Source organism: Campylobacter concisus, assembly GCF_003048595.2.
Classification (GTDB): Bacteria; Campylobacterota; Campylobacteria; order Campylobacterales; family Campylobacteraceae; genus Campylobacter_A; species Campylobacter_A concisus_L.
On the sequence record NZ_CP049270.1, the window covers coordinates 1,564,836 to 1,585,687 of the forward strand.

22 protein-coding genes are annotated in these 20,852 nt (G+C 42.0%); 9 read left to right on the forward strand and 13 right to left on the reverse strand.

The annotated features are described in order from the left end of the window. Nucleotides 1-17: 17 nt before the first annotated feature. Together CVT15_RS07900 and CVT15_RS07905 are read left to right on the forward strand one after the other, a co-directional pair. Nucleotides 18-686, forward strand: a complete 669-nt coding sequence (locus CVT15_RS07900; protein WP_021089366.1) for an amino acid ABC transporter permease — start codon at nucleotides 18-20, stop codon at nucleotides 684-686. Continuing rightward, entirely contained in the window at nucleotides 686-1,423 is a 738-nt protein-coding gene (locus tag CVT15_RS07905) for an amino acid ABC transporter ATP-binding protein (RefSeq protein WP_107898025.1), read from the forward strand. Before CVT15_RS07900 ends, CVT15_RS07905 begins: the two co-directional genes overlap by 1 nt. A 33-nt stretch (nucleotides 1,424-1,456) precedes the next feature. Here the strand turns inward: CVT15_RS07905 and fldA are convergent, their stop codons facing one another. The 4 genes from fldA to CVT15_RS07925 all read right to left on the reverse strand — a co-directional run bounded on the left by fldA (nucleotide 1,457) and on the right by CVT15_RS07925 (nucleotide 4,284). Beyond that, a complete protein-coding gene (gene fldA, locus CVT15_RS07910; RefSeq protein WP_103576603.1) occupies nucleotides 1,457-1,948 on the reverse strand; it encodes a flavodoxin FldA in 492 nt (163 codons plus the stop codon). An 11-nt stretch (nucleotides 1,949-1,959) separates the two neighbouring features. Then, complete coding sequence (locus CVT15_RS07915; RefSeq protein ID WP_103576602.1) at nucleotides 1,960-2,673, reverse strand: UDP-N-acetylmuramate--alanine ligase; 714 nt, start codon at nucleotides 2,671-2,673, stop codon at nucleotides 1,960-1,962. Nucleotides 2,674-2,676: 3 nt separating this feature from the next. Further along, a complete protein-coding gene (locus CVT15_RS07920; RefSeq protein WP_002939277.1) occupies nucleotides 2,677-2,988 on the reverse strand; it encodes a DUF2325 domain-containing protein in 312 nt (103 codons plus the stop codon). A gap of 132 nt (nucleotides 2,989-3,120) precedes the next feature. Then, on the reverse strand, nucleotides 3,121-4,284 hold the full coding sequence (locus tag CVT15_RS07925) for a sugar transporter (protein ID WP_103576601.1): 1,164 nt from the start codon (nucleotides 4,282-4,284) through the stop codon (nucleotides 3,121-3,123). Between the two features lie 169 nt (nucleotides 4,285-4,453). Here CVT15_RS07925 and nifJ point away from each other — a divergent pair, with 169 nt between their 5' ends. The 6 genes from nifJ (at nucleotide 4,454) to CVT15_RS07955 (ending at nucleotide 12,940) form a co-directional block, all read left to right on the forward strand. Further along, entirely contained in the window at nucleotides 4,454-8,041 is a 3,588-nt protein-coding gene (nifJ, locus tag CVT15_RS07930) for a pyruvate:ferredoxin (flavodoxin) oxidoreductase (protein WP_103576600.1), read from the forward strand. Nucleotides 8,042-8,175: 134 nt separating this feature from the next. Next, complete coding sequence (locus CVT15_RS07935; RefSeq protein WP_103576599.1) at nucleotides 8,176-8,682, forward strand: DNA-deoxyinosine glycosylase; 507 nt, start codon at nucleotides 8,176-8,178, stop codon at nucleotides 8,680-8,682. A 97-nt stretch (nucleotides 8,683-8,779) separates the two neighbouring features. Continuing rightward, the gene (locus CVT15_RS07940) at nucleotides 8,780-9,625 is read left to right on the forward strand and encodes a hypothetical protein (RefSeq protein WP_103576598.1); all 846 of its coding nucleotides are present in this window, start codon (nucleotides 8,780-8,782) and stop codon (nucleotides 9,623-9,625) included. A 60-nt stretch (nucleotides 9,626-9,685) separates the two neighbouring features. Further along, nucleotides 9,686-10,195: a hypothetical protein gene (locus CVT15_RS07945; RefSeq protein ID WP_107898024.1), complete on the forward strand. Its 510-nt coding sequence runs from the start codon at nucleotides 9,686-9,688 to the stop codon at nucleotides 10,193-10,195. Nucleotides 10,196-10,236: 41 nt separating this feature from the next. Continuing rightward, complete coding sequence (locus CVT15_RS07950) at nucleotides 10,237-11,397, forward strand: toxin-antitoxin system YwqK family antitoxin (protein WP_103576264.1); 1,161 nt, start codon at nucleotides 10,237-10,239, stop codon at nucleotides 11,395-11,397. A gap of 832 nt (nucleotides 11,398-12,229) precedes the next feature. Beyond that, nucleotides 12,230-12,940: an aspartate/glutamate racemase family protein gene (locus tag CVT15_RS07955; RefSeq protein WP_103576266.1), complete on the forward strand. Its 711-nt coding sequence runs from the start codon at nucleotides 12,230-12,232 to the stop codon at nucleotides 12,938-12,940. 58 nt (nucleotides 12,941-12,998) lie between these two features. Here the strand turns inward: CVT15_RS07955 and CVT15_RS07960 are convergent, their stop codons facing one another. Continuing rightward, complete coding sequence (locus tag CVT15_RS07960) at nucleotides 12,999-13,358, reverse strand: HAD family hydrolase (protein ID WP_343219214.1); 360 nt, start codon at nucleotides 13,356-13,358, stop codon at nucleotides 12,999-13,001. Nucleotides 13,359-13,640: 282 nt separating this feature from the next. Between CVT15_RS07960 and CVT15_RS07965 the strand changes: the two genes are divergently transcribed. Next, on the forward strand, nucleotides 13,641-14,498 hold the full coding sequence (locus tag CVT15_RS07965; protein ID WP_107898022.1) for a M3 family metallopeptidase: 858 nt from the start codon (nucleotides 13,641-13,643) through the stop codon (nucleotides 14,496-14,498). A gap of 9 nt (nucleotides 14,499-14,507) precedes the next feature. Here the strand turns inward: CVT15_RS07965 and CVT15_RS07970 are convergent, their stop codons facing one another. The 8 genes from CVT15_RS07970 to accB form a co-directional block, all read right to left on the reverse strand. Beyond that, entirely contained in the window at nucleotides 14,508-14,930 is a 423-nt protein-coding gene (locus CVT15_RS07970; RefSeq protein ID WP_107898021.1) for a Sua5 YciO YrdC YwlC family protein, read from the reverse strand. Further along, the gene (locus CVT15_RS07975) at nucleotides 14,927-15,814 is read right to left on the reverse strand and encodes a DMT family transporter (RefSeq protein WP_103576269.1); all 888 of its coding nucleotides are present in this window, start codon (nucleotides 15,812-15,814) and stop codon (nucleotides 14,927-14,929) included. The genes CVT15_RS07970 and CVT15_RS07975 overlap by 4 nt, the downstream gene beginning before the upstream one ends. A 5-nt stretch (nucleotides 15,815-15,819) precedes the next feature. Next, complete coding sequence (locus CVT15_RS07980; protein WP_103576270.1) at nucleotides 15,820-16,497, reverse strand: DUF799 domain-containing protein; 678 nt, start codon at nucleotides 16,495-16,497, stop codon at nucleotides 15,820-15,822. Beyond that, nucleotides 16,487-16,891: a DUF4810 domain-containing protein gene (locus tag CVT15_RS07985; RefSeq protein ID WP_103576271.1), complete on the reverse strand. Its 405-nt coding sequence runs from the start codon at nucleotides 16,889-16,891 to the stop codon at nucleotides 16,487-16,489. The genes CVT15_RS07980 and CVT15_RS07985 overlap by 11 nt, the downstream gene beginning before the upstream one ends. Then, nucleotides 16,876-17,544: a CsgG/HfaB family protein gene (locus tag CVT15_RS07990; protein WP_103576272.1), complete on the reverse strand. Its 669-nt coding sequence runs from the start codon at nucleotides 17,542-17,544 to the stop codon at nucleotides 16,876-16,878. Before CVT15_RS07990 ends, CVT15_RS07985 begins: the two co-directional genes overlap by 16 nt. Before the next feature lie 47 nt (nucleotides 17,545-17,591). Next, nucleotides 17,592-18,950, reverse strand: a complete 1,359-nt coding sequence (locus CVT15_RS07995; protein WP_103576273.1) for an MATE family efflux transporter — start codon at nucleotides 18,948-18,950, stop codon at nucleotides 17,592-17,594. Nucleotides 18,951-19,027: 77 nt separating this feature from the next. Next, nucleotides 19,028-20,359, reverse strand: coding sequence for an acetyl-CoA carboxylase biotin carboxylase subunit (locus CVT15_RS08000; protein ID WP_087586064.1), 1,332 nt, complete (start codon nucleotides 20,357-20,359; stop codon nucleotides 19,028-19,030). Then, the gene (gene accB, locus CVT15_RS08005) at nucleotides 20,359-20,805 is read right to left on the reverse strand and encodes an acetyl-CoA carboxylase biotin carboxyl carrier protein (RefSeq protein ID WP_103576274.1); all 447 of its coding nucleotides are present in this window, start codon (nucleotides 20,803-20,805) and stop codon (nucleotides 20,359-20,361) included. Before accB ends, CVT15_RS08000 begins: the two co-directional genes overlap by 1 nt. Nucleotides 20,806-20,852: the final 47 nt, after the last annotated feature.

Consider the following 20,852-nt stretch of genomic DNA (forward strand, 5'->3'; position numbering starts at 1 on the left):
AAACCAACAAGGCAAAAATGGAAAATTTAGATAGAGTGATCGAGCTTGTTTCAAGCTCGACACTACCAATGATCATTGCACTTTTAAAAGTGACGATCCCTCTTACTTTGCTCTCGTTTTCGCTAGGGCTTGTCATCGCCATTATCACAGCAGTAGCGAGGCTTTCAAATATAAAAATTTTAAAATTTATATTTGCCACCTATGTTTGGATATTTCGCGGCACGCCACTTCTTGTGCAGCTTTTTATCGTATTTTACGGGCTTCCTAGCATCGGTGTCACACTTGATACTTGGAGTGCGGCGACTATCGCATTTAGTCTAAACGTGGGCGCTTATGCGTCTGAGTCCGTAAGGGCTGCCATTCTTTCTGTGCCAAAAGGTCAGTGGGAGGCTGCAACATCGCTTGGCATGACGCACTATCAAATTTTAAAGCGTATCATCGCGCCTCAAGCAGTAAGGATATCGCTACCACCGCTTTCAAACACATTTATAGGCCTTGTTAAAGACACTTCACTAGCAGCTTCTATAACGATGGTTGATATGTTTATGGTCGCTCAAAGGATCGCAGCAAGAACCTTTGAGCCACTCATCCTCTACATCCTAGCAGCACTTATCTACCTGGTGGTTTGCACACTCTTAACCTATCTTCAATCAAGGCTTGAAAAAGCTGTCTCGAGGTATGTCTAATGGCTATAAATTTTAAAAATATAAGCAAATCTTACGGCGATCATTTGGTGCTAGATAACATAAGCACAAGCTTCAAAGAGGGGCAAACGACCGTGATCGTTGGCTCATCTGGTTGTGGCAAATCAACACTTCTTAGATGTATAAATTTACTTGAGATCCCACAAAGTGGCATTTTAGAGGTAGATGACAGAGCTGTAAATTTTAAAGAGAAGCTTAGCTCAAAAGAGCTTTTAGAAATTCGTAAAAAAACAGGCATGGTTTTTCAAAGCTTCAACCTCTTCCCGCACCTAACAGCGCTTCAAAATGTCACCGAAGCTCCGATCTATGTTCAAAAAAAGGATAAAAACGAAGCAATAAAAGAGGCAAAAGAGCTTTTAGCTAAAGTGGGGCTTAGCCACAAAGAAGATACCTATCCAAACAGGCTCTCAGGCGGACAAGCACAGCGTGTAGCCATCGCTAGAGCCCTGGCTGTAAATCCATACTTTTTACTACTTGATGAGCCTACAAGTGCGCTTGATCCAGAGCTTGAGGCTGAAGTTTTAAAAGTCATCTTATCTCTTGCAAAAGAGAAAAAGTCTATGATCATTGTCACTCATAATATGAATTTTGCTAGAAAGATAGCTGATAGAATTTTGTTTTTAGATAAAGGCGTGATCGCATTTGATGGCTTGGTAGATGAGTTTTTTAATAGCCAAAACGAAAGAATAAAAAGCTTCATCTCGGCTATGGATATATGAAAATTTTAGCTAGAAAATCTAGCTAAAACTACATTAAGCAAAGTGAGGTTTTATCTGCTCGATCCAAGCTGAAATTCTACCCTCAGTTTTGTCACTTTGATTGTCAGCGTCAAGCGCTAAACCTACAAATTTTCCATTTCTTGCAGCATCAGAGCCATCAAATGTATATCCATCGGTACCAACCTCACCAACTACTTTTGCACCAGCTTTTACGACCTCATCATAAAGCTTTGCCATGCCGTTACAGTATTCATCTGAGTAGCTCTCGCTATCGCCCATACCAAAAACAGCGACCGTCTTATCGCTTAAATTTAGCGCTTTAAAATCAAACGCATCCCAGTCATCTTGAAGATCACCACTACCCCAGGTCGATGTACCAAGGATTAGCTTATCAAAGCTATTTAGCTTCGCTGCATCTACGTCAGCAACATTTAAAAGCTCATTTTCAAGGCCTAGACCCTCACTTATAAGTTTTGCTGCATCTTCGGTATTTCCCATGCTGCTTCCATAAACTATACCTATCATTTTTATCCTTTTTAAAAAATTTTACTAATAATCGTATAAGGCACAAGCTTGATCAAACCTCTCGCATAACAGTGCCTAACCTCAACGTGTCGCCTAAATTCCTCATTTCTAGGAAAAACGATATAAACCATCTCACACTCGTGACCAAGCACACCGACAGCTCTATCTATATCGTCGTTTAAATTTCTCATATCATCAAAGCTCACTTTTTTAAAGCTTGGCATGACACTGAGTAAATTTTTACCATCTTTTTTGACCGAAATGACACCGCCATTTAGCACGACCTCTTTGTCTTGATGGCGGAGGCGTATTTTATCATAAACAAATTGACAAAACATCTGTGCCGCATCGATACAAAACTCAAATTTTCCACTTGCATAAAGCATTTTTATCATCTTTGCAGCCGCCATTTTCGGCTCTTTTGCTATAAATTTTATCTTTGAAAAGTTGCCTTTTAAATAAGCATTTATGATGATATTTGATGGAATACAAAAGCGATCTGCTGGCTTAAAATTTAGACATTTTCCGCGAAGTAGGAAATTTATCCTAGCTTCAAAAATTTCTTTGAAATTTAGAAATTTAGCGTAAGAAAGTGGTATTTTTAGCTCACTTTCTACGCCAGAATTATAAAGTGCAATAAAAATTTTTGTACGCGAAAGCCTATCAAGCTTTGCAAAAATATTTGGAGTTATTTCGCCAATATCTGATAAAAGCCCGAATCTCATTGATTATTCTTTGCATCCAAATTCCTTATCTAGCCCAAAGACCTTGCAGTACTCGCAAAATACGCAACTAACGCTTCTTTTTGCACAAACAATTGGAATATTTCTCTTTTTTGCTTGAGTTTTAATAGTCTTCATAGTGTTGTGGTTTAAAAAGCTAGTTAGCATCACCACACACTCGGTATCTTGAGGGATCGGCTTGCGATTTACGCGGTTTTCATTTCTAGCATCCCAGTGTTCTATCTTCTCGGCTCCCAAATCATGTAAAACTGCCTTGATAGGCGTTATCTCATCTGCACCGATAACTAAAACTGACATAATAAGCTCCTAAAATTTATTCATTTTCTGATAATGATTATAAGGAAGCTTAACTAAAATTTTTCTTAGTTATGATATTTATTATCACTTATATGTAGAAATTTGTAACGTTTTACTTAGATATTTAAACATCTAAACTCTTTTAATCTTAGATACCGCAAACAAAAATATGATAAGTCCGCTTGCGGCAAAAAAACTACCGACATTGCCGATATTTTGCTCGCCTAAATGAACTATCGTCTGACGCCCTATTAGCGCCCCTGCTCCGATGCCTATGTTATAAATAGCCGAAAATATCGCCATTGCAGCATCAGTAGCGTTTGAGGCAAGATTTAGCACTTTTATTTGAAAACTCATATTTACACCAGCTATGCCAAGCCCCCAAACAAAGGCCAAAACTAGCATTAAAACTTCATTTTTAGCAATAAAATTTAACAAAAGCAAGCAACATAAAATAAGCATTATAGAAATTGCAGAAAATGCATTTGGAATGAGCTTATAAAATTTAGAGAAAAGCAGGCTTGCGACTACACCAGCGACACCAAATATAAGCAAGAATATTGTGATAAATTTTCCATCAAAGCCACTGATATCTTTCGCAAATGGCTCAATGTAGCTATAGGTGCTAAAATGCGCACTTATGATAATTGCCGTTAGTAAAAATACGACCATCAAAAGGCCATTTCTTGCGAGCTCTGGCAAGCTTTTAAGTGAGCCTGAGTTTTTGCTTGGCAAAAGTGGCAAAATTTTATATAGCCAAACTCCAACACCAACAGCAAAAATTCCGATCAGTCCAAAGGTCACACGCCAGCCAAGTGCGTCACCTAAAATTCTTCCAAGTGGCAGACCAAGTATCATCGCTAGCGATGTACCAAGAGCTAGTAATCCAAGAGCTTGCGAGCTTTTATTTATCGGAGCTAGCCTAACAGCAAGTGAAGCAGTGATAGCCCAAAAAATGGCATGGGCAATAGCTATCATCAACCGAGCAATAATTAAAATTTTAAAATTCCAAGCAAAGACGCAAAGCGTATGAGCTACAACAAATACGATAAAAACCTTTAAAAGAAGAGATCTTCGTTCTAAATTTGCAGTTAAAAGCATAAGTGGCAAAGAGAGTATAGTGACGCTCCACGCATAAATCGTGATGATAAGGCCGGTATCGGCCGTGCTCATGTCAAAATCTTTCGCAATATCACTTAAAAGTGGCACTGGGACAAACTCAGTAGTGTTAAATATAAAAGCACAAAAAGCAAGAGCTATAACCCTTAAATAGGCTACCCTATGAACACTTATCAAATTTTATCCTTAATTTTTTTCATTACGGTAATGGAATTTTGCTTAAAGTTAGTAATTCAAAAGACAAAATTCTCAGAATTTATTAATGACATAGATTAATAGTAGATTTTGGAAACTAGCTCTATAATAAAAGATTTTTAAAAATCGTAAGAAAATTTAAGGCGGAAAAATGGCTAAAATAATGAAAACTATGGACGGAAACGAGGCTGCGGCGCACGCGGCTTACGCATTTACGGAGGTTGCGGGCATCTACCCGATTACCCCTAGCTCGCCGATGGCAGACTACACCGATATGTGGGCGGCTCAGGGCAAGAAAAATCTATTCGGTATGCCCGTTAAAGTCGTCGAAATGCAAAGCGAGGGCGGGGCTGCGGGCACCGTGCACGGCTCGCTGCAAGTAGGCGCTCTGACTACCACATACACGGCTTCGCAAGGCCTTTTGCTAAAAATCCCCAATATGTACAAAATCGCAGGCCAGCTACTGCCCGGCGTCATCCACGTGAGCGCGCGCTCTATCGCGGCCCAGGCGCTTTCTATCTTTGGCGATCATCAGGACATCTACGCCTGTCGCCAGACGGGATTTGCTATGCTGGCAAGCGGCTCCGTGCAGGAGGTCATGGATATCGCGGGCGTCGCGCATCTAGCGGCGATCAAGGGTCGCGTGCCGTTTTTGCACTTTTTCGACGGATTTCGCACGAGCCACGAGATACAAAAGATCGAGGTGCTTGACTACGCGCACTTTGATAGGCTTCTTGACCGCGAGGCTCTGCAAAAATTTAGAGACGAGGCGCTAAGCCCCGAAAACCCGAAAACTCGCGGTACGGCGCAAAACGACGACATCTATTTCCAGACGCGCGAGCTAGCTAACCGCTACTACGACGCGGTGCCTGATATCGTGGCCGAGTATCTAAAAGAAATTTCAAAAATCACGGGACGCGATTATAAACCGTTTAATTATTACGGCGATCCGCACGCTACGCGCGTCGTGGTCGCGATGGGCTCGGTCACGCAAACTCTAGAAGAGGTGGTTGATCACCTGCGCGCAAAGGGCGAAAAAGTGGGCGTGCTAAAGGTGCATCTATACCGTCCGTTTAGCCTAAAATACCTCTTTGACGTGATGCCTGAAACGGTAGAAAAGATCGCCGTGCTAGACCGCACGAAAGAGCCAGGAAGCCTCGGTGAGCCGCTATATCTGGACGTCAAGGCTGCGTTTTACGGACGCAAAAATCAGCCCGTTATCGTAGGTGGCCGCTACGGACTAAGCTCAAAAGACGTCGATCCTGCGCAAATGCTAGCCGTCTTTGAAAATTTAAATTTGAGTGAGCCTAAAAACGGCTTTACCGTCGGTATCGAGGATGACGTGACCTTCACCTCGCTAAAAGTCGGCGAGAAAATTTCGCTAAGCGACGCAAGCGTGAAAGAGTGCTTATTTTACGGTCTTGGCGCGGACGGTACCGTTGGGGCGAATAAAAACTCCATCAAAATTATCGGCGATAAAACCGATCTTTACGCGCAGGCGTATTTTGCCTACGACAGCAAAAAATCAGGCGGCTATACGCGATCGCACCTGCGTTTCGGTAAAAACCCGATCCGCTCGACCTATCTCGTCTCAAATCCGCACTTCGTCGCCTGCTCGGTCGCGGCATATCTTGAAATTTACGACGTCATAGACGGCATCCGCGAGGGCGGGACGTTCCTACTAAACTCGATCTGGGACGCCGAGCAGACGGTTGCTAAACTGCCGAATAAAGTAAAGAAAATTTTAGCCACTAAAAAGGTAAATTTCTACATCATCAACGCCACCAAGCTAGCTCGCGAGATCGGACTAAAAAACCGCACGAACACCATCATGCAGTCGGCGTTTTTCAAACTCGCAGACATCATCCCGTTTGCCGACGCGCAAAAATACATGAAAGAGTACGCGCACAAAGCCTATGCTAAAAAGGGCGAAGCGATCGTAGAGATGAACTACAAGGCTATAGATATGGGCGCGGACGGGCTGGTTAAGGTCGCGGTCGATCCTAGCTGGGCAAATTTGACGGATAACGCCGCTAACGAGGAAAAATACGTAGGCGATGAATTTATAGAAAAAATCGTTAAACCTATCAATGCCGCCAGGGGCGACAGCCTGCCTGTTTCGGCGTTTGTCGGGTACGAGGACGGACACTTTAAATCAGGCACCACAGCCTACGAAAAACGCGGCATCGGCGTGATGGTGCCAAAGTGGATCGAGGAAAACTGTATCCAGTGTAACCAATGCGCCTTCGTCTGCCCGCACGCGGTCATCAGACCGTTTCTAATCGATGAAAACGAGCTTGCCGCCGCTCCTCAAACCGTGCAAGATCACGTCCTAGACGCCAAAGGCAAAGAGGTAAAAGGTCTAAAATATAAAATCCAGGTTAGTCCGCTAGACTGCACCGGCTGCGAACTATGCGCTCAAAACTGCCCGAGCAAGGAAAAATCGCTCGTCATGGTACCGCTAGCCGAGGAGATGGACAAAAACGAGCAGGAAAATGCGGATTATCTATTTAAAAAGGTTACCTACAAAGACGACCTGATGAGCAAAGAAAGCGTCAAGGGCGTGGGCTTTGCGCAGCCGCTGTTTGAGTTTCACGGCGCATGCCCGGGTTGCGGCGAGACGCCTTATATAGGGCTTGTTACGAGACTGTTTGGCGACCGTATGATAGTGGCAAACGCGACTGGTTGCAGCTCGATCTACGGCGGTAGCGCGCCTTCGACGCCTTATACGACGAACAAAGAGGGCAAAGGCGTAGCGTGGGCGAACTCGCTGTTTGAGGACAACGCGGAGTTTGGCATGGGTATGAACGTCGCGGTCGAGACGCTGCGCCACCGTATCGAGGACGTGATGCTACGCACTAAAGACGCCGCGCCAAACGCCTTAGCCGCACTATACTCCGACTGGATCGCGCATAAAAACGACGGCGAGAAAACGACGCAAATCGCTAAAATTTTAACGCCGATTTTGGAGCAAAATTTAAGCGTAGAGGGCGTAAAAGAAATTTTAGAGCTAAAAAGATATCTCGTCAAAAAATCTCAGTGGATCATCGGCGGCGACGGCTGGGCGTACGATATCGGCTTTGGCGGGCTTGATCACGTGCTAGCTAGCGGAGAGAACGTAAACGTGCTCGTGCTCGACACCGAGGTCTACTCAAACACCGGCGGCCAGAGCTCAAAATCAAGCCGCGCGGGCTCTATAGCGCAGTTTACCGCTAGCGGCAAGCCGATGCAGAAAAAAGATCTAGGCTACATCGCGATGACCTACGGAAATATCTTCGTCGCGCAGATCAACTCAAACGCAAGCCAAGCAAACACGATAAAAGCCATCGCCGCAGCCGAGGCCTACGACGGTCCGAGCCTCGTGATCGCGTATTCGCCGTGTATCGCGCACGGTATAAAAGGCGGTATGGCACTCTCGGGCGATCAGGGCGAGCTAGCGACCAAATGCGGCTACTGGCCTACCTACGTCTACGATCCGCGCCTAATCAAAGAGGGCAAAAACCCGCTAAAAATGACCTCAAAAGAGCCCGACTGGTCGCTTTACGAGGAGTTTTTGCTAAACGAGGTTCGTTACAACTCGCTTAAGAAAACCAACCCTGAGCATGCGGACGAGCTGATGGCTAAAAACAAGGCCGACGCGCAAAGACGCTACCGCCAGCTAAAACGCCTAAGTTTGGCTGACTTTAGCGATGAGGTCGAGTCTAGCGTGAAAGCCCAGGCTAACGAAAGCGCCGAGTAGGGTGCAAATTTCTCTCGTCCAAATTTGACGGGCGAGGGAAAATATCTGTAAATTTACCCGCTCGTTTGGGCGGTTAAATTTGCTTTCAAATTTGAAAATTTTAAATTTAACGCGGCAAATTTAAAAGGCGCAAAATGAGCCAAACCCATCCTTTTAAACCGATTTTTGATAAAAACTCTAAAATTTTAATCCTCGGATCCTTCCCTTCCGTCGTTTCTCGTAAATTTGGCTTTTACTACGCAAATCCGCAAAATCGCTTTTGGCGGGTGCTTGCCAGGATTTTAAACGCTTCGGTGCCTACAAGCACGGACGAAAAGATAAATTTTCTGCTTGCCAGCCGCATCGCCATCTACGACGCTGCGACATCGTGCGAGATAAAGGGCTCGAGTGATGCTAAAATGACTGCCGTCGTGCCTGCAAATTTAGAGCCGATCTTTAGTGGCGCGCGCATCGTGCAAGTATTTTCAAACGGCGGTAAGGCGCACGAAATTTGCGAAAAACACCTAAAAACTCAAATTTTAAACGCAACTGGCAAACCGCCCGTCAAACTACCGTCCACAAGCCCAGCTAACACAAATTTTAGCTTTGAAAGGCTCGTGCAAGAGTGGACGGTCATAGCAGAAGTATTAAAAATGACTTAATTTTAGCAAATTTATTAAGTTTGTATAGTCCCAAAAGAGATGTATAATTAAAATGGCGCTAAAATTTTAAGTTTAACTATTATCACAAGGAAAATAAATGTCAAAAATCAGTAATTCTTTAAATAGTTTCGAGCAGTTAAAAGAAGCGGTTAATACATTAGATATTAAATCTATATCAGAAAACGAAACACAGGAATTTGCCAGAAATAAAGAAGCACTAATTTATATAGAGAATTACATAAATTTATTGGATGAAAATCTGCTTCCAAATAATTTTTTTAGAGAATTTCAATACTGTTTTACTGATTGGAATAGAAGTATAAGTCATCTAACCGATATTGTGGATAATGCTTTAATAATATTAGCCAGATATTCAACTATATACATTCCAAAAAATCAGGCAGAACCAATCATTATGGAGATGATTGCGGGATACAATGATGCCATAAAGACATCATTGGATGATTTAAAATTGGATGAGATAAAAAACAAAACGGCAGATGTTGAAAATTCTATACAAAAATTCAATATTGCTAACGATAAGTTTATCGAGGATAAAGAAAAAATTTATGGATACTTTAATGAGATAGAAAATTTTAGAACCAATTTGGTAGTTAAACAAGAAAATAAAGATATATCCATACGGCAAGAAATAGAAAATGCAAGAAATAAGATAACCCAGGATCTGGAAGCAACTAAAGAAAAAATTATCGAAAATTCGCAAAAATTAGAAGAAATAGGAAAATTTCATATAAAGATTTTCGGTGAACTAAATGATAATGTTCGCAGTGGAGGCTTGGAACAAAAACTTGAAAATATGTTTGAAAATTTAGATGAATATGAAAATACCATGAAACAACGCTTCTATGAATACGATAAAATCATTAAAGATTTAAACGAAAAAGCTACAAATGCAAGCTTATCATCTTCATATAAACAATAAGGAGATGCAATTAGCAAAACTATTAGAAGGTGGGATATTGGGTTTATTTTAAGCATAATTGTGATAGCCGCTGTTGCCACATGGACTTTTACTGGAGTAAATGAAATTTTAAATAAGGACATTGGTGCAGTAATTACAGAGCTAGCCAAAATAAAAAGTGAAGCAAATCAAACTTATAATGTATCGATAATGCCTAGTGATAAAATTTACATTATGATTTTTGGATTTTTTTCAAAAATAACTATGGCTCTACCTTTTATTTGGCTTGCCATCTTTTGCTCAAATAGACGCAAAGAAGCCATGAGACTAGAACAAGAATATGCTCATAAGGTTGCAGTTGCGAGCTCCTATGCTAGCTATAAAGAGCAAATATCTAATCTAAATGAAACTAATCCGGAATTACTAAAAGAATTAATGGCTTCTACAATTAATATTATTTCTAAAAACCCAAGTGATTTTTTAGATAAATCAAAAAGCTCCGATAAGTTAATTGATTATGATGATATTGTGGCTACAATAAAGAAGCTAAGAGAAGCATTGAGTGGTTTAATAAAAACTGATTCAAAGTAGATTACTCAATATTAAAGCAGTAAATTATAAGGATTAACGCTATGGTTTTTTTAAATACCAAAATCCTAAAATTTCTATTTTTGCTTCCGCTTCTAGCGATAGGTGCGCAAGCGCTGGAGCCAAAAGTCGTAATGAAGCCTGAAGCGAGCCTAAAAAACGGGCTTTACTACGTAAAAGGCAAGCCCTACGACGGCACGCTAAAGATGCTTCGCTACAGCGTCGAGGACCTATATGACGTAAATGCGATGGGCATGGTCTATCCGAGGCTAAAACCTCTGCCGCCCACACTTATACGCGAGATAGACGTGCAGGGCGGCACGGCGGTGCGATATCGAGACTATTTTGACGACAGAGACAAGCCCTCAAACGAATACCCCCTAAAAAACGGCGTCCGCGAGGGCACGGCGAAGCACTACCATGCAGATAGCGGCGCACTGATGGGCGAGAGCGAATACAAAAACGGTGTCCGCGACGGGCGTTACCGCCGCTACTACTTCGACGAGGGCGGCACGTTAAAGCAGGAGGGCACCTACAAGGCGGACAAGCGAGAGGGCATTTTCACGGACTATTACTCCAGCGGCGAGGTTAGCGCACGCAGCCCATACGTCGGCGGACTGCGAAACGGCGAGGACTTCGACTACTACAAAAGCGGCAAAATCCGCGGCGTGCGAACCTACAAAGAGGGCAAGCGAGAGGGCGCGGAGACGTGGTACTACGAAAGCGGCGCCGTGGAGGAGACGGGTGAATACAAAAATGACCGCAAAAACGGCGTTTGGAAGCGATTTTACGAAAACGGCAAAACGCGCGTGGTGGAAAATTACAAAGACGGCGAAAAGGACGGCGCCGCGCGCGAATACTACCCAAGCGGCAAGCTACGAGGCGAATACGAGTACAAAGACGGCCGCCAAACTGGCGCTGGGCTGGACTACTACGAGAGCGGAGCGCCGGCGGCGAAAGTAATGTTTAAAAACGGGCGCTATCACGGGCTATATGAGGAGTATCACGAAAACGGCAAGCTAAAAGCCAGAGTGATGTTTGAGGACGGGCTGGAAACCGGCGAGGCGCGCCACTACTATGCAAACGGCAAATTAGAGGCCGAGGGGGAGTTTGAGCGCGGCAGACTCATCCGCGCTAAAAAATACGACGAATCGGGTAAGCTAATCAGCGACAAGTTTGATAAAAACGGACTGCCGAGGGAGTAAATTCAGCTAAATTCGTGGGACTAATTCGAGCCTTTTAAATTTGGCTTTGAGGCCATGATTTTTGGTATTTATACCGCTCTTTGGCGGGAAATCCGGCGCGCAAAGCTCAAAAAGCGGCGAAGCGATAAAAAGCCGAGCAAAATCCGCGCGAAATTTTATAAATTTACCGCGCGAACGGCGCTTAAATTTCACGGCGCGAGATTAAAGCGCTAAAACGTAAAGCGGCGATGTCTGCGCGGCAAGAGGCGGGATCTAGGCGAAATTTTACGGCAAAACGCGGGTTTTGGCATTTGCGGGCGTAAAACGGAGACGGTTTTAGTATTAAGCTCGCATTTAAAAGACGCCGAAGCGACTCTGACAAAGTGCGCCAAAAACGTAGGCGCGAAACTTGCGGAAGCGAACGGGTAAAATTTGCAGGCGATTTGCCTTGCAAAAAGATAAAGCTTTGCCAAACCGAAAAAGGCCGTAAATTTAATCTGCCCGCGCGAAGTAATCAAAATGCCGCTTTAAGTCGGTAAAATTTACACGCCAAAAAGAAATTTTACTCGTAAATTCGGATCGCAAGCGCCGAATTTAAACTCTCTTCATTTAAGCTATCTTCCGAGCTGAGCGTTTAAATTCTCTTTGTAAATTCGGCCTCATCGGTTCGTTAAATTTGGCGCGTCTACTGCGTTAAATTTGCCCTTTTTCGGCGCAGGCTAAAAATTTACGCGCCTAATTTTAGCTCGTTATTTTAGGCAATTACCGTCAAATTTAACGCGGCAGGCGAAATTTAAATTTAGAGCAAATTTAATTTAAAACCGTAAAATCGCCAAAATTTAAGGAGAAAAAAATGAAAAAAATCGGCCTAATCGGCGGGATGAGTTTTGAGTCTACGGTAACGTATTACGAGCAAATAAATCGCAAAATAAACGAGCGTCTAGGCGGGCTAAGCAGCGCGGAGATACTGCTAAGCAGCGTAAATTTCGAGGAGATCGAGGCCTGCCAGCGCGAAAACAGATGGGAGGACGCGGGCGAAATTTTGGCGCGGCACGCGAGGATTTTACAAGGCGGCGGGGCTGATTTTATCTTCATCTGCACGAATACGATGCACAGGTGCTTTGACGCCGTGCAAAGCGCCGTTAGCGCGCCTGTGACGCATATCGCGGACGCCACGCTAAAAGCGCTAAAAAATGCAGGCGTCGCCAAGGTAGGGCTGCTCGGCACGGTTTATACGATGACGCAGGATTTTTACAAAAGTCGGCTAACAGAGGGCGGCGCGGAGGTGCTTTTGCCAAGTGCGGGCGATATGGCGGAAGTAAATCGCGTCATCTTTGAGGAGCTTTGCTACGGCAAAATCGCGCCTAGCTCAAAGGCGAATTTCTTGCGTATCATCGAGGATTTTAGGTCGCGCGGCGCGCAAGGAGCGATACTTGGCTGCACCGAGATAGGCATGCTGATATCGCAGGCAGATACGGATATGCGGCTTTTTGATACGACGCAGATACACATTGACGCGGCGGTAGAGGCGGCGTTGTCTATGCTTAATCAAAACGGTCGCTAGACGAAGGAAATGACTTAGCCGAGCGGTAAGCAAGGTTGTTTAATAAAATCCACTAATTTTAGTTGCTTGCTAAAAATTTTACCGCTTCATAAGCGTTTTGAAAGATTAAATCCGAATGCTCTTTTAGACTTTGCGCATCCGCGTATCCGCAAGTTAGGCCGATACCTTTGATGCCGGCGTTCTTTGCCGCCATTAGATCCATCTGCGTATCGCCTATCATAAATGCGTTTCGCTTATCTTTTCCAAGTTTTGCGAGAGCTAAATTTACGGGCTCCGCGTTAGGTTTTGGATTTAGCACGTCGTCGCGGCCTACCACCACTTTTATAAAATTTAAGACCCCTAAATTTTCAAGCAAGATCTCCGAAAATTTTGACGTTTTCGTAGCAACTACGCCTACGTCGGCAATACTAGACGCCAAACCTAAGGCGTCTTTTGCGAACGGCAAACTCGAAGCCGAGGGGGAGTTTGAGTGGGGCAGGCTCGTGCGTGCCAAAAAATACGACGAAGCGGGTAAGCTAATCAGCGATAATTCGGGTAAAAATGGACTTCCGAGGGAATAAATATTAAAATAAGTTGCTACTGACATCATTTGAATATTTACCAAACCAAATATTTGCATCTTTTATATTTTGAATATTTTAATTAGCTTTAAATCACACTACAATAGTCGCACTTAATATTAAAATTTTATATTTATCTTTTGCATCTTAGTCATAAAAGCAGCAATCTCATTTATAAAATCATCAAAAAAGCATTAAAACCACTGGGCGAAGATAGTTTTATAAAGCTTATGATAGACAAACACTGGATAGAAAGCGATGTACGAGAAAATAAAGCTGGCGGAGCATTTTTTGTGAGTTTGCCAAAATTTAAGCAACCAAGAATTTTTACCACCTACATGAATACTCTTTCACACTTAATCCAGCAAGCTCATGAGCTGGGACATGCTTGGCACTACTACTTGATACGTGATCTTCCGGTTTTAAGTGCAAACTTTCCAATGAGCTTAGCCGAGAGTGCGAGTACATTTAATGAAACTCTTTTACGAAATGAACTAAAAAAAGATGACTCACTTAGGGTAGAAATTTTATGGCAGGAGCTAAAAAGCGCTGCAAATTTTTTACTACATATAAGCGTTAGATACGAGTTTGAGACTGGTTTTATAAAGCTGCGACAAAAAGGTCAAGTCAGCAAAAAAGATGCAAATGATCTTTTAAAACAAGCTTGGGATAAATTTTATAAAGACAGCACGAGCAATGTTGAAGAATTTTTGCCATATTTTAAGCCACATTTTTATAAAACAGATAACTACATTTACAACTATCCTTATAGTGTCGGTTATCTGCTATCACAATTTTTTCTAAGTGAATTTAAAAAAGATGAAGCAAAATTTTACAAAATTTATAAACAATTTTTAATAGAGTGTGGCACAAAAAGCGTGGAAGAGCTAATGAAAAAACACTTTAAAAAAGATACGACAAAGTGCGAATTTTGGCTAATTGGCATAGATGAAGCGCTAAAAAATTTAGATGAGTTTAAAAAGGTAGTGACTGTATAAATTTACTAGTTATCTTAAACGTTTTATTTTTTTTCGAGAAATTTTATAAATTTTTGATGGAGTATCTTCAAAAAAATGATCGTCTACTATTTCATCAGCCACGCTCATAGCCCAAGCTTCATTAAAATTTTGTCCATTTTTATTTGCACTACTTGAATAAAGCCAGTCAAATTTAGCTAAAAATTTTTCGTGCTCGCACTCTTTTACGACTCTAATAGCCTTTAAATTTGGATACAAAAATGTGGCTTTTCTTGAATGGCGTATAAAATTTTTATACTTTTTTGGCACTCTAACAAGCTCATTTAAAACGCTAAATTTCGCTGTCGTGATAAGGCAAGGTTTATTCTCATCACGCATTTTGGCCTTATTTATCTCTTTATAATCTTTACTCAAAAAGCCAGCTGTCGTATCGGTTTGTGCTAGAAATATCATAATTTTTCTCTTTTTGATAGTAAAAATATACAAGAGATTATTAGAGCAAATCCTAAAAAATCCCAAAATACAAATTTTGTTCCAAGCCAAAAATAGCCAAAAAATGCTGCACTTAGTGGTTCTATGCAGGCTAATAAACTAGCTTTTGCTGCGCCTATTAGCTTAACACCTATCATATAAAAGCTAAATGCAAAAATGGTGCCAAGCATAATAACAGCAATAAATGCCAGCCATTGATTTATACCATTAAGCCCAGCAAAATCCCAAACTCTCATATAGCAAGCAAGCACTACCCCGCCCATAACCATGCCCCAGCCAAGCGTGAGAGTGACTGAATATTTCGTATTTAGCCTTGCTGGAGCTAGGTTATAAACGCAGACGCAAACGGCGCTAACTAAGCACCAAAATAGCGCTTTTGGCGAAATGACAAGAGATGAAATTTGCGCATGTGTGCTCAGGAAGAATACGCCAAGCATTGCTAAAAACAGAGCTAAAATTTCAAGTGGTCTTGGTGCTCGCTTCTCTTTTAGGCAGATGACGGCTAGGATGAGAACTGGCGCGGTGTATTGAATAACAGTCGCTACTGCGGCATTTGAAAGCTCAATGGAGTAAAAGTAGGCATACTGCGTCATCATAAGCCCAAGCAGGGCATAGACTAAAAACTCACCAAGAAGCTTTATATCTTTAATCGGAGCAAAAACGGTACTTGGTTCTTTAAAAGCATAAAAAATTACAATAACAATGCCAGCTAGCATCAGTCTATATGGCACCAAAAAATCAGAATTTATACCAAGTGAAAATAGATATTGCCCACAAACCCCACTAAATCCCCAAAGGATACCGCCAACTAAAGTAAGGAGTATCCCAAGACGATGAGTATTCATTAAATTTATCTATCTTTATGAAGCTGTGCATCTTTGCCGTAATACGGCGAATATGGTCCATAAAGTATGCAGTTATGGCAATCTCTTGAAAATAAATAAGCATCTGCCATCACTGCTAGATCGTATGATCTATCTGAGATGGTATTTGCCACCTGTGAGATGACAGCTGAGACTAACATACCAAGTAGGCTACTTTGGCCGCTGCTGCTATCTTCTGCTGCCATAGCGCTGCCTTGCCAAAGAGTAGCGCCGCTTTTTATATCAATAAGCTTTGCTTCAAGGACAACCTTTGTTGAGCTTGAGATGACTGCATAGCTCGTACCATAGTCTTTTATATTTATGTAAAGCACACTATCAGCATGGAAAATTTTATCAAGCTTATTTAGTGGCACGGCTGCGATCTCACTTGGCTCGGTTATACCATTTAGCTTAAAGGTATCATTTACAAGAGCCACTGGAAATACGTAGTATCCTGCCTCACTTAGTGGCGCGACTGCATTTGCCAAAACTGCTGCTGGACCTGAAATTTCTGTGCTATCGTTTGTTGGCATAAGCACTAAGATAGAGTGAGGTCTTTTTTGTAAAAATTCTGAGTAGTCGTATGGCTCAGGCTCTTTTATAGAGCAGCCCGTAAAAAATACTACCAAAAATGCAAAGGCTATAAATTTAAGGCTATTTTTCATTATTTGCCCCCTCTTTTTGCTCTACTTTTTTTGGAGTTAAATTTTTAGAGCCTTTGATAAAATTTATATACTCCCTTGACTCTGGGAAATTCTCTACTTCTTTGTCAAAATTTGCATTTGCAGCGCCTAGATTTCCGTTGTTTAAGTATAAAAGTCCAAGGTGTGCATATACGCCAGGAGCGATCTTATAGCCCTTTTGTGTTGATATCTGCACCAGATTTTCTAAGCGTGAAATTTGCTCGTTTGTATCACCCACTTCATTTAGATAGCTATATAGCGAGCTACTATATGATCCGTCCCAATAATAAAGTGATCTTGGGCCGTTTGAATGGCCGCAACCTGCTAAAAATAGTGCAAAAAGCGCAAGGCTGGTAAGTTTTATTTTACTTGCCATGCTCCACTTTCTATGCCATTTACTAGATTATTTACCGCTTCAATAATAGCTAGACTTAAAACCTTGCCATTTAGCGTAGAGTCGTATCCTGCTGTGCCACCAAAACCGATGATCTCTCTGTTTGAAAGGGTGTATTCGCCAGCACCGCTAACCGAATAGACAACCTCAGCTGTTTTGGTATCAACGATATTTAAATTTACCTTTGAATAGGCAGTTTGTTGCTTGCCTTTGCCAAGTATGCCAAATAGCTGATGATCACCCGTAGTTTTTCGTCCAAACTCGGTCACATCACCAGTTATCACGTATCTTGCGCCTTTTAGATTTTGAGCGGTTTTACTTAGCTCGCTCTCTTGTTTGATCACTTTCATATTTGATCTATCAAGCACCAAAAATCTACCGCTTTGCTGTAAATTTGAGATCAAAATACTTTGAGCTTGATTACCAAGCCTATCCTCGCCATCAGCAAATACACCATTTTGGTAAGCTGATTGATTATTAAATCGGCCTATCGAAACTGAAATTTTTTGACCATTGTAAACTGTGCCGTAGCTTGCTACTTTTGGAGTCTCAACAACCCTTGAACTCTCACTCGCACATCCAGCAAAAAGAGCTGCCGTAAGCAAAACTGCACCAAATTTAAATACATTTTTCATTTTTTATCCTTTGCGACAAAATCGCTTGTATATTACTAAATTTCTTTTTAAATAGCTTTAAATTTCATCCATGTGCCTTTTAGGTATCTAATCGTAAAAAGCACCGCCTTTACGGCCCAGTCAGCAAACATTGCAAACCAAGTACCTATCATGCCAAGATCAAATGTAAGTGCAAAAATATAGGCCAAGATGACTCTACAAGCAAACATACAAACTAAATTTACAATCATTGGATATTTAGCGTCCCCTGCTGCTCGAAAAACGGTTGGATATGTGTAGGCAAGTGGCCAGATAAGGCACATCGCGATACCGTGATACCAGACAATCTGCCTTGTTAAATTTATGGCTTCTTCTGAGAGATTATAAACCCTAAGCAGTGGCTCAAGAAGTAGTAAAATCACAGCTGTACTAAAAAGCTGCACGATATAGATACTTATCATCGACTTTCTTACGTAAAATTTAGCCTGAGCAAAGTTGTTTGCGCCGATGCATCTAGACACTACGACGCTTAGGCCTGTGCCTATCGCCATGCCAGGGAGTACTTGAAACATCACGATCGTCCCGCCCACGGCATTTGCAGCGATACTTGCTGTGCCAAAGAGCGAAACAAGGCTCAAAACGATGATGCGACCCACATAAAACATCGAATTTTCAAAGCCATAAGGCACACCGATATTTAAAATTTTCTTGATGATCTCGTAGTCAAATTTATAGATAAAGCTCTTTCTTATGTGAAGTTTTAGCCTTATATCAAGAAGTAAATAGACTATAACAAAGCAAGCAAGCATCTTGGCTATAAGCGTACTGATGGCAATACCTAAAATACCAGTATGAAATGTATAAATACTAATGGCAGTTAGAAGTACATTTAATAAATTTGCAGCCGCCATAATATACATAGGAAGCTTAGCGTTTGACATCGTGCGAAAGATCGCCGCAGCTGCTGCATAGACAGCCAAAAATGGCGCGGAAATGGCCGAGAAAACAAGATATTGGCTAGCATCATGCCTTACTTGCTCGCCAATATCGCCAAAGACATAATCTAGGATAATATCTTTTAAAACTATGATGACCGCTGTGATAAAAAGGGCAAAGATAAAACTAAACCATACGAGCTGATTTGCTGTGATTTTGGCGTTGCCACTTTGTTTATTACCAAGATACTGGCTAGCAACCACTGAGCCGCCAGTAGCGATAGCTGTAAAAATGCTAATAAATAGCGCCATGACAAATTCCACAAGACTAATCGCACTTACAGCGCTTTCACTAACACTTGCTGCCATTAGCGAGTTTGCAAGCCCTAGACTATACTCTAAAAACTGCTCAACCGCAATAGGGAAAAATAGCTTCGCAAGATCGGCATTTGAGAAAAATTTTGTATTTTGATCTTTGATTTTGTTTACCATGCTTCCCCTAAGATAAACTTAAAAAATTTTAATATTTAAGCCAAGATCTGCTTTTTGCAAATCCTGACTTAAAAATTTTAGTGTCTTGAAAGATAATTTGTATCGTAGTTATTGCTTAAAAAGTCTTTATTTTCCATCATGGCGATGTGAAAATCTTTTGTTGTTTTTATGCCATTTATTATGAGTTGATCAAGAGCTACTTTCATCTTATGGATCGCCCTATTTCTATCAGTATCCCAAACCACGAGTTTGCCGATCATGCTGTCGTAATACGGCGGTATAGAGTAGTCTTGATAGATATGACTATCCATTCTTACATTGCGGCCACCTGGGCAGACATATTTTGTAATCTTTCCAGGACACGGCGTAAATGTATTTGGATCTTCAGCTGTTATCCTGCACTCGATCGCATGGCCTTTTAGCTCGATGCTCTCTTGTGCTGGTAATGCCTCGCCTTCAGCCACTTTTATCATAAGCTCGATGATATCAAGTCCGCTTACCATTTCGCTCACTGTGTGCTCAACTTGAAGTCTTGTATTCATCTCAATGAAGTAAAAGTCTAAATTTTTATCAACCAAAAACTCAAACGTACCAGCTCCCTCGTAGCCGATAGCTTTTGCCGCTTTTATGGCAGTTTCATGTAGCCTCTCTCTTGTTTTTTCATCAAGCAAGATAGCTGGACTCTCTTCGATCAGCTTTTGGTGGCGACGCTGCATAGAGCAGTCGCGCTCTCCTATATGAAGCACGTTACCGTGGCTATCGCCGATGATTTGAACCTCGATGTGGCGTGGGTTTAGGATATATTTTTCCATATACATTGTGCCATCACCAAATGCACTCATCGCTTCACTTTCAGCTGACCAAAAAGCCTTTTCTAAATCTTCTTCGCGTTCAACTACACGCATACCGCGTCCGCCACCGCCTGCTGCAGCTTTTAGTATGACTGGATAGCCTATTTTTTTAGCTAGCTCTTTTGCTACTTTTGTGTCAGCCACAGCGCCGTCTGAGCCAGGGATGACTGGCACGCCAGCTCTTTGCATGACCTGTTTTGCCTTGCTCTTGTCGCTCATCAAAGCCATCGCAGCGACACTTGGTCCTATAAATTTGATCTTGTGGTGTGAGCAAATTTCAACAAAATTTTGATTTTCACTTAAAAAGCCATATCCAGGGAAAATAGCGTCTGCTTCGCTGATCTCAGCGGCACTTATGATAGCTGGGATATTTAGATAGCTGTCGCTTGAGCGTTCTTTACCGATGCAAATGGCTACGTCGGCATATTTTACGTAAAGTGCGTCTTTATCAGCGGTTGAATAGACTACAACGGCTTCTTTACCCATCTCCTTTATCGTTCGCAAAGCACGAAGAGCGATTTCGCCTCGGTTTGCGATTAAAATTCTTTTTAATTCCATTAATTTTTCTCCACGCCAAATAACGGCAATCCAAACTCAACTGGCTGTCCGTCAGAGACTAGCATCTCAGTGATCTGGCAGTCAAACTCAGCCTCGATCTCATTCATGATCTTCATAGCCTCGATGATACCTACTACATCGCCTTTTCTTACTCTTTGGCCTACTTTTACAAATGGGGCAGCGCCTGGGCTTGGAGCAGCATAGAAAGTACCTACCATAGGAGATTTTATGCTATCTTTTGGCGTATTTGATGCTGGTTTTACCTCTGAGCTAACGACTACATTTACAGGTGCTGGAGCTGGCGCTTGTGCTGCTGGCTTAGTAGGCGCGCAATAATCTGAAAATTTTTCAAGCTCTACCTCAAAATCACCACTTTTTATTTTGATATGATTCATCTCCATATCATTAAAAAATTCGATAAGCTCTTTTATATCTTCTTTTTTCATAGAAATTTCTCCTAAATTTTTATATAAGCGTCTAATTGTAGCGAAAA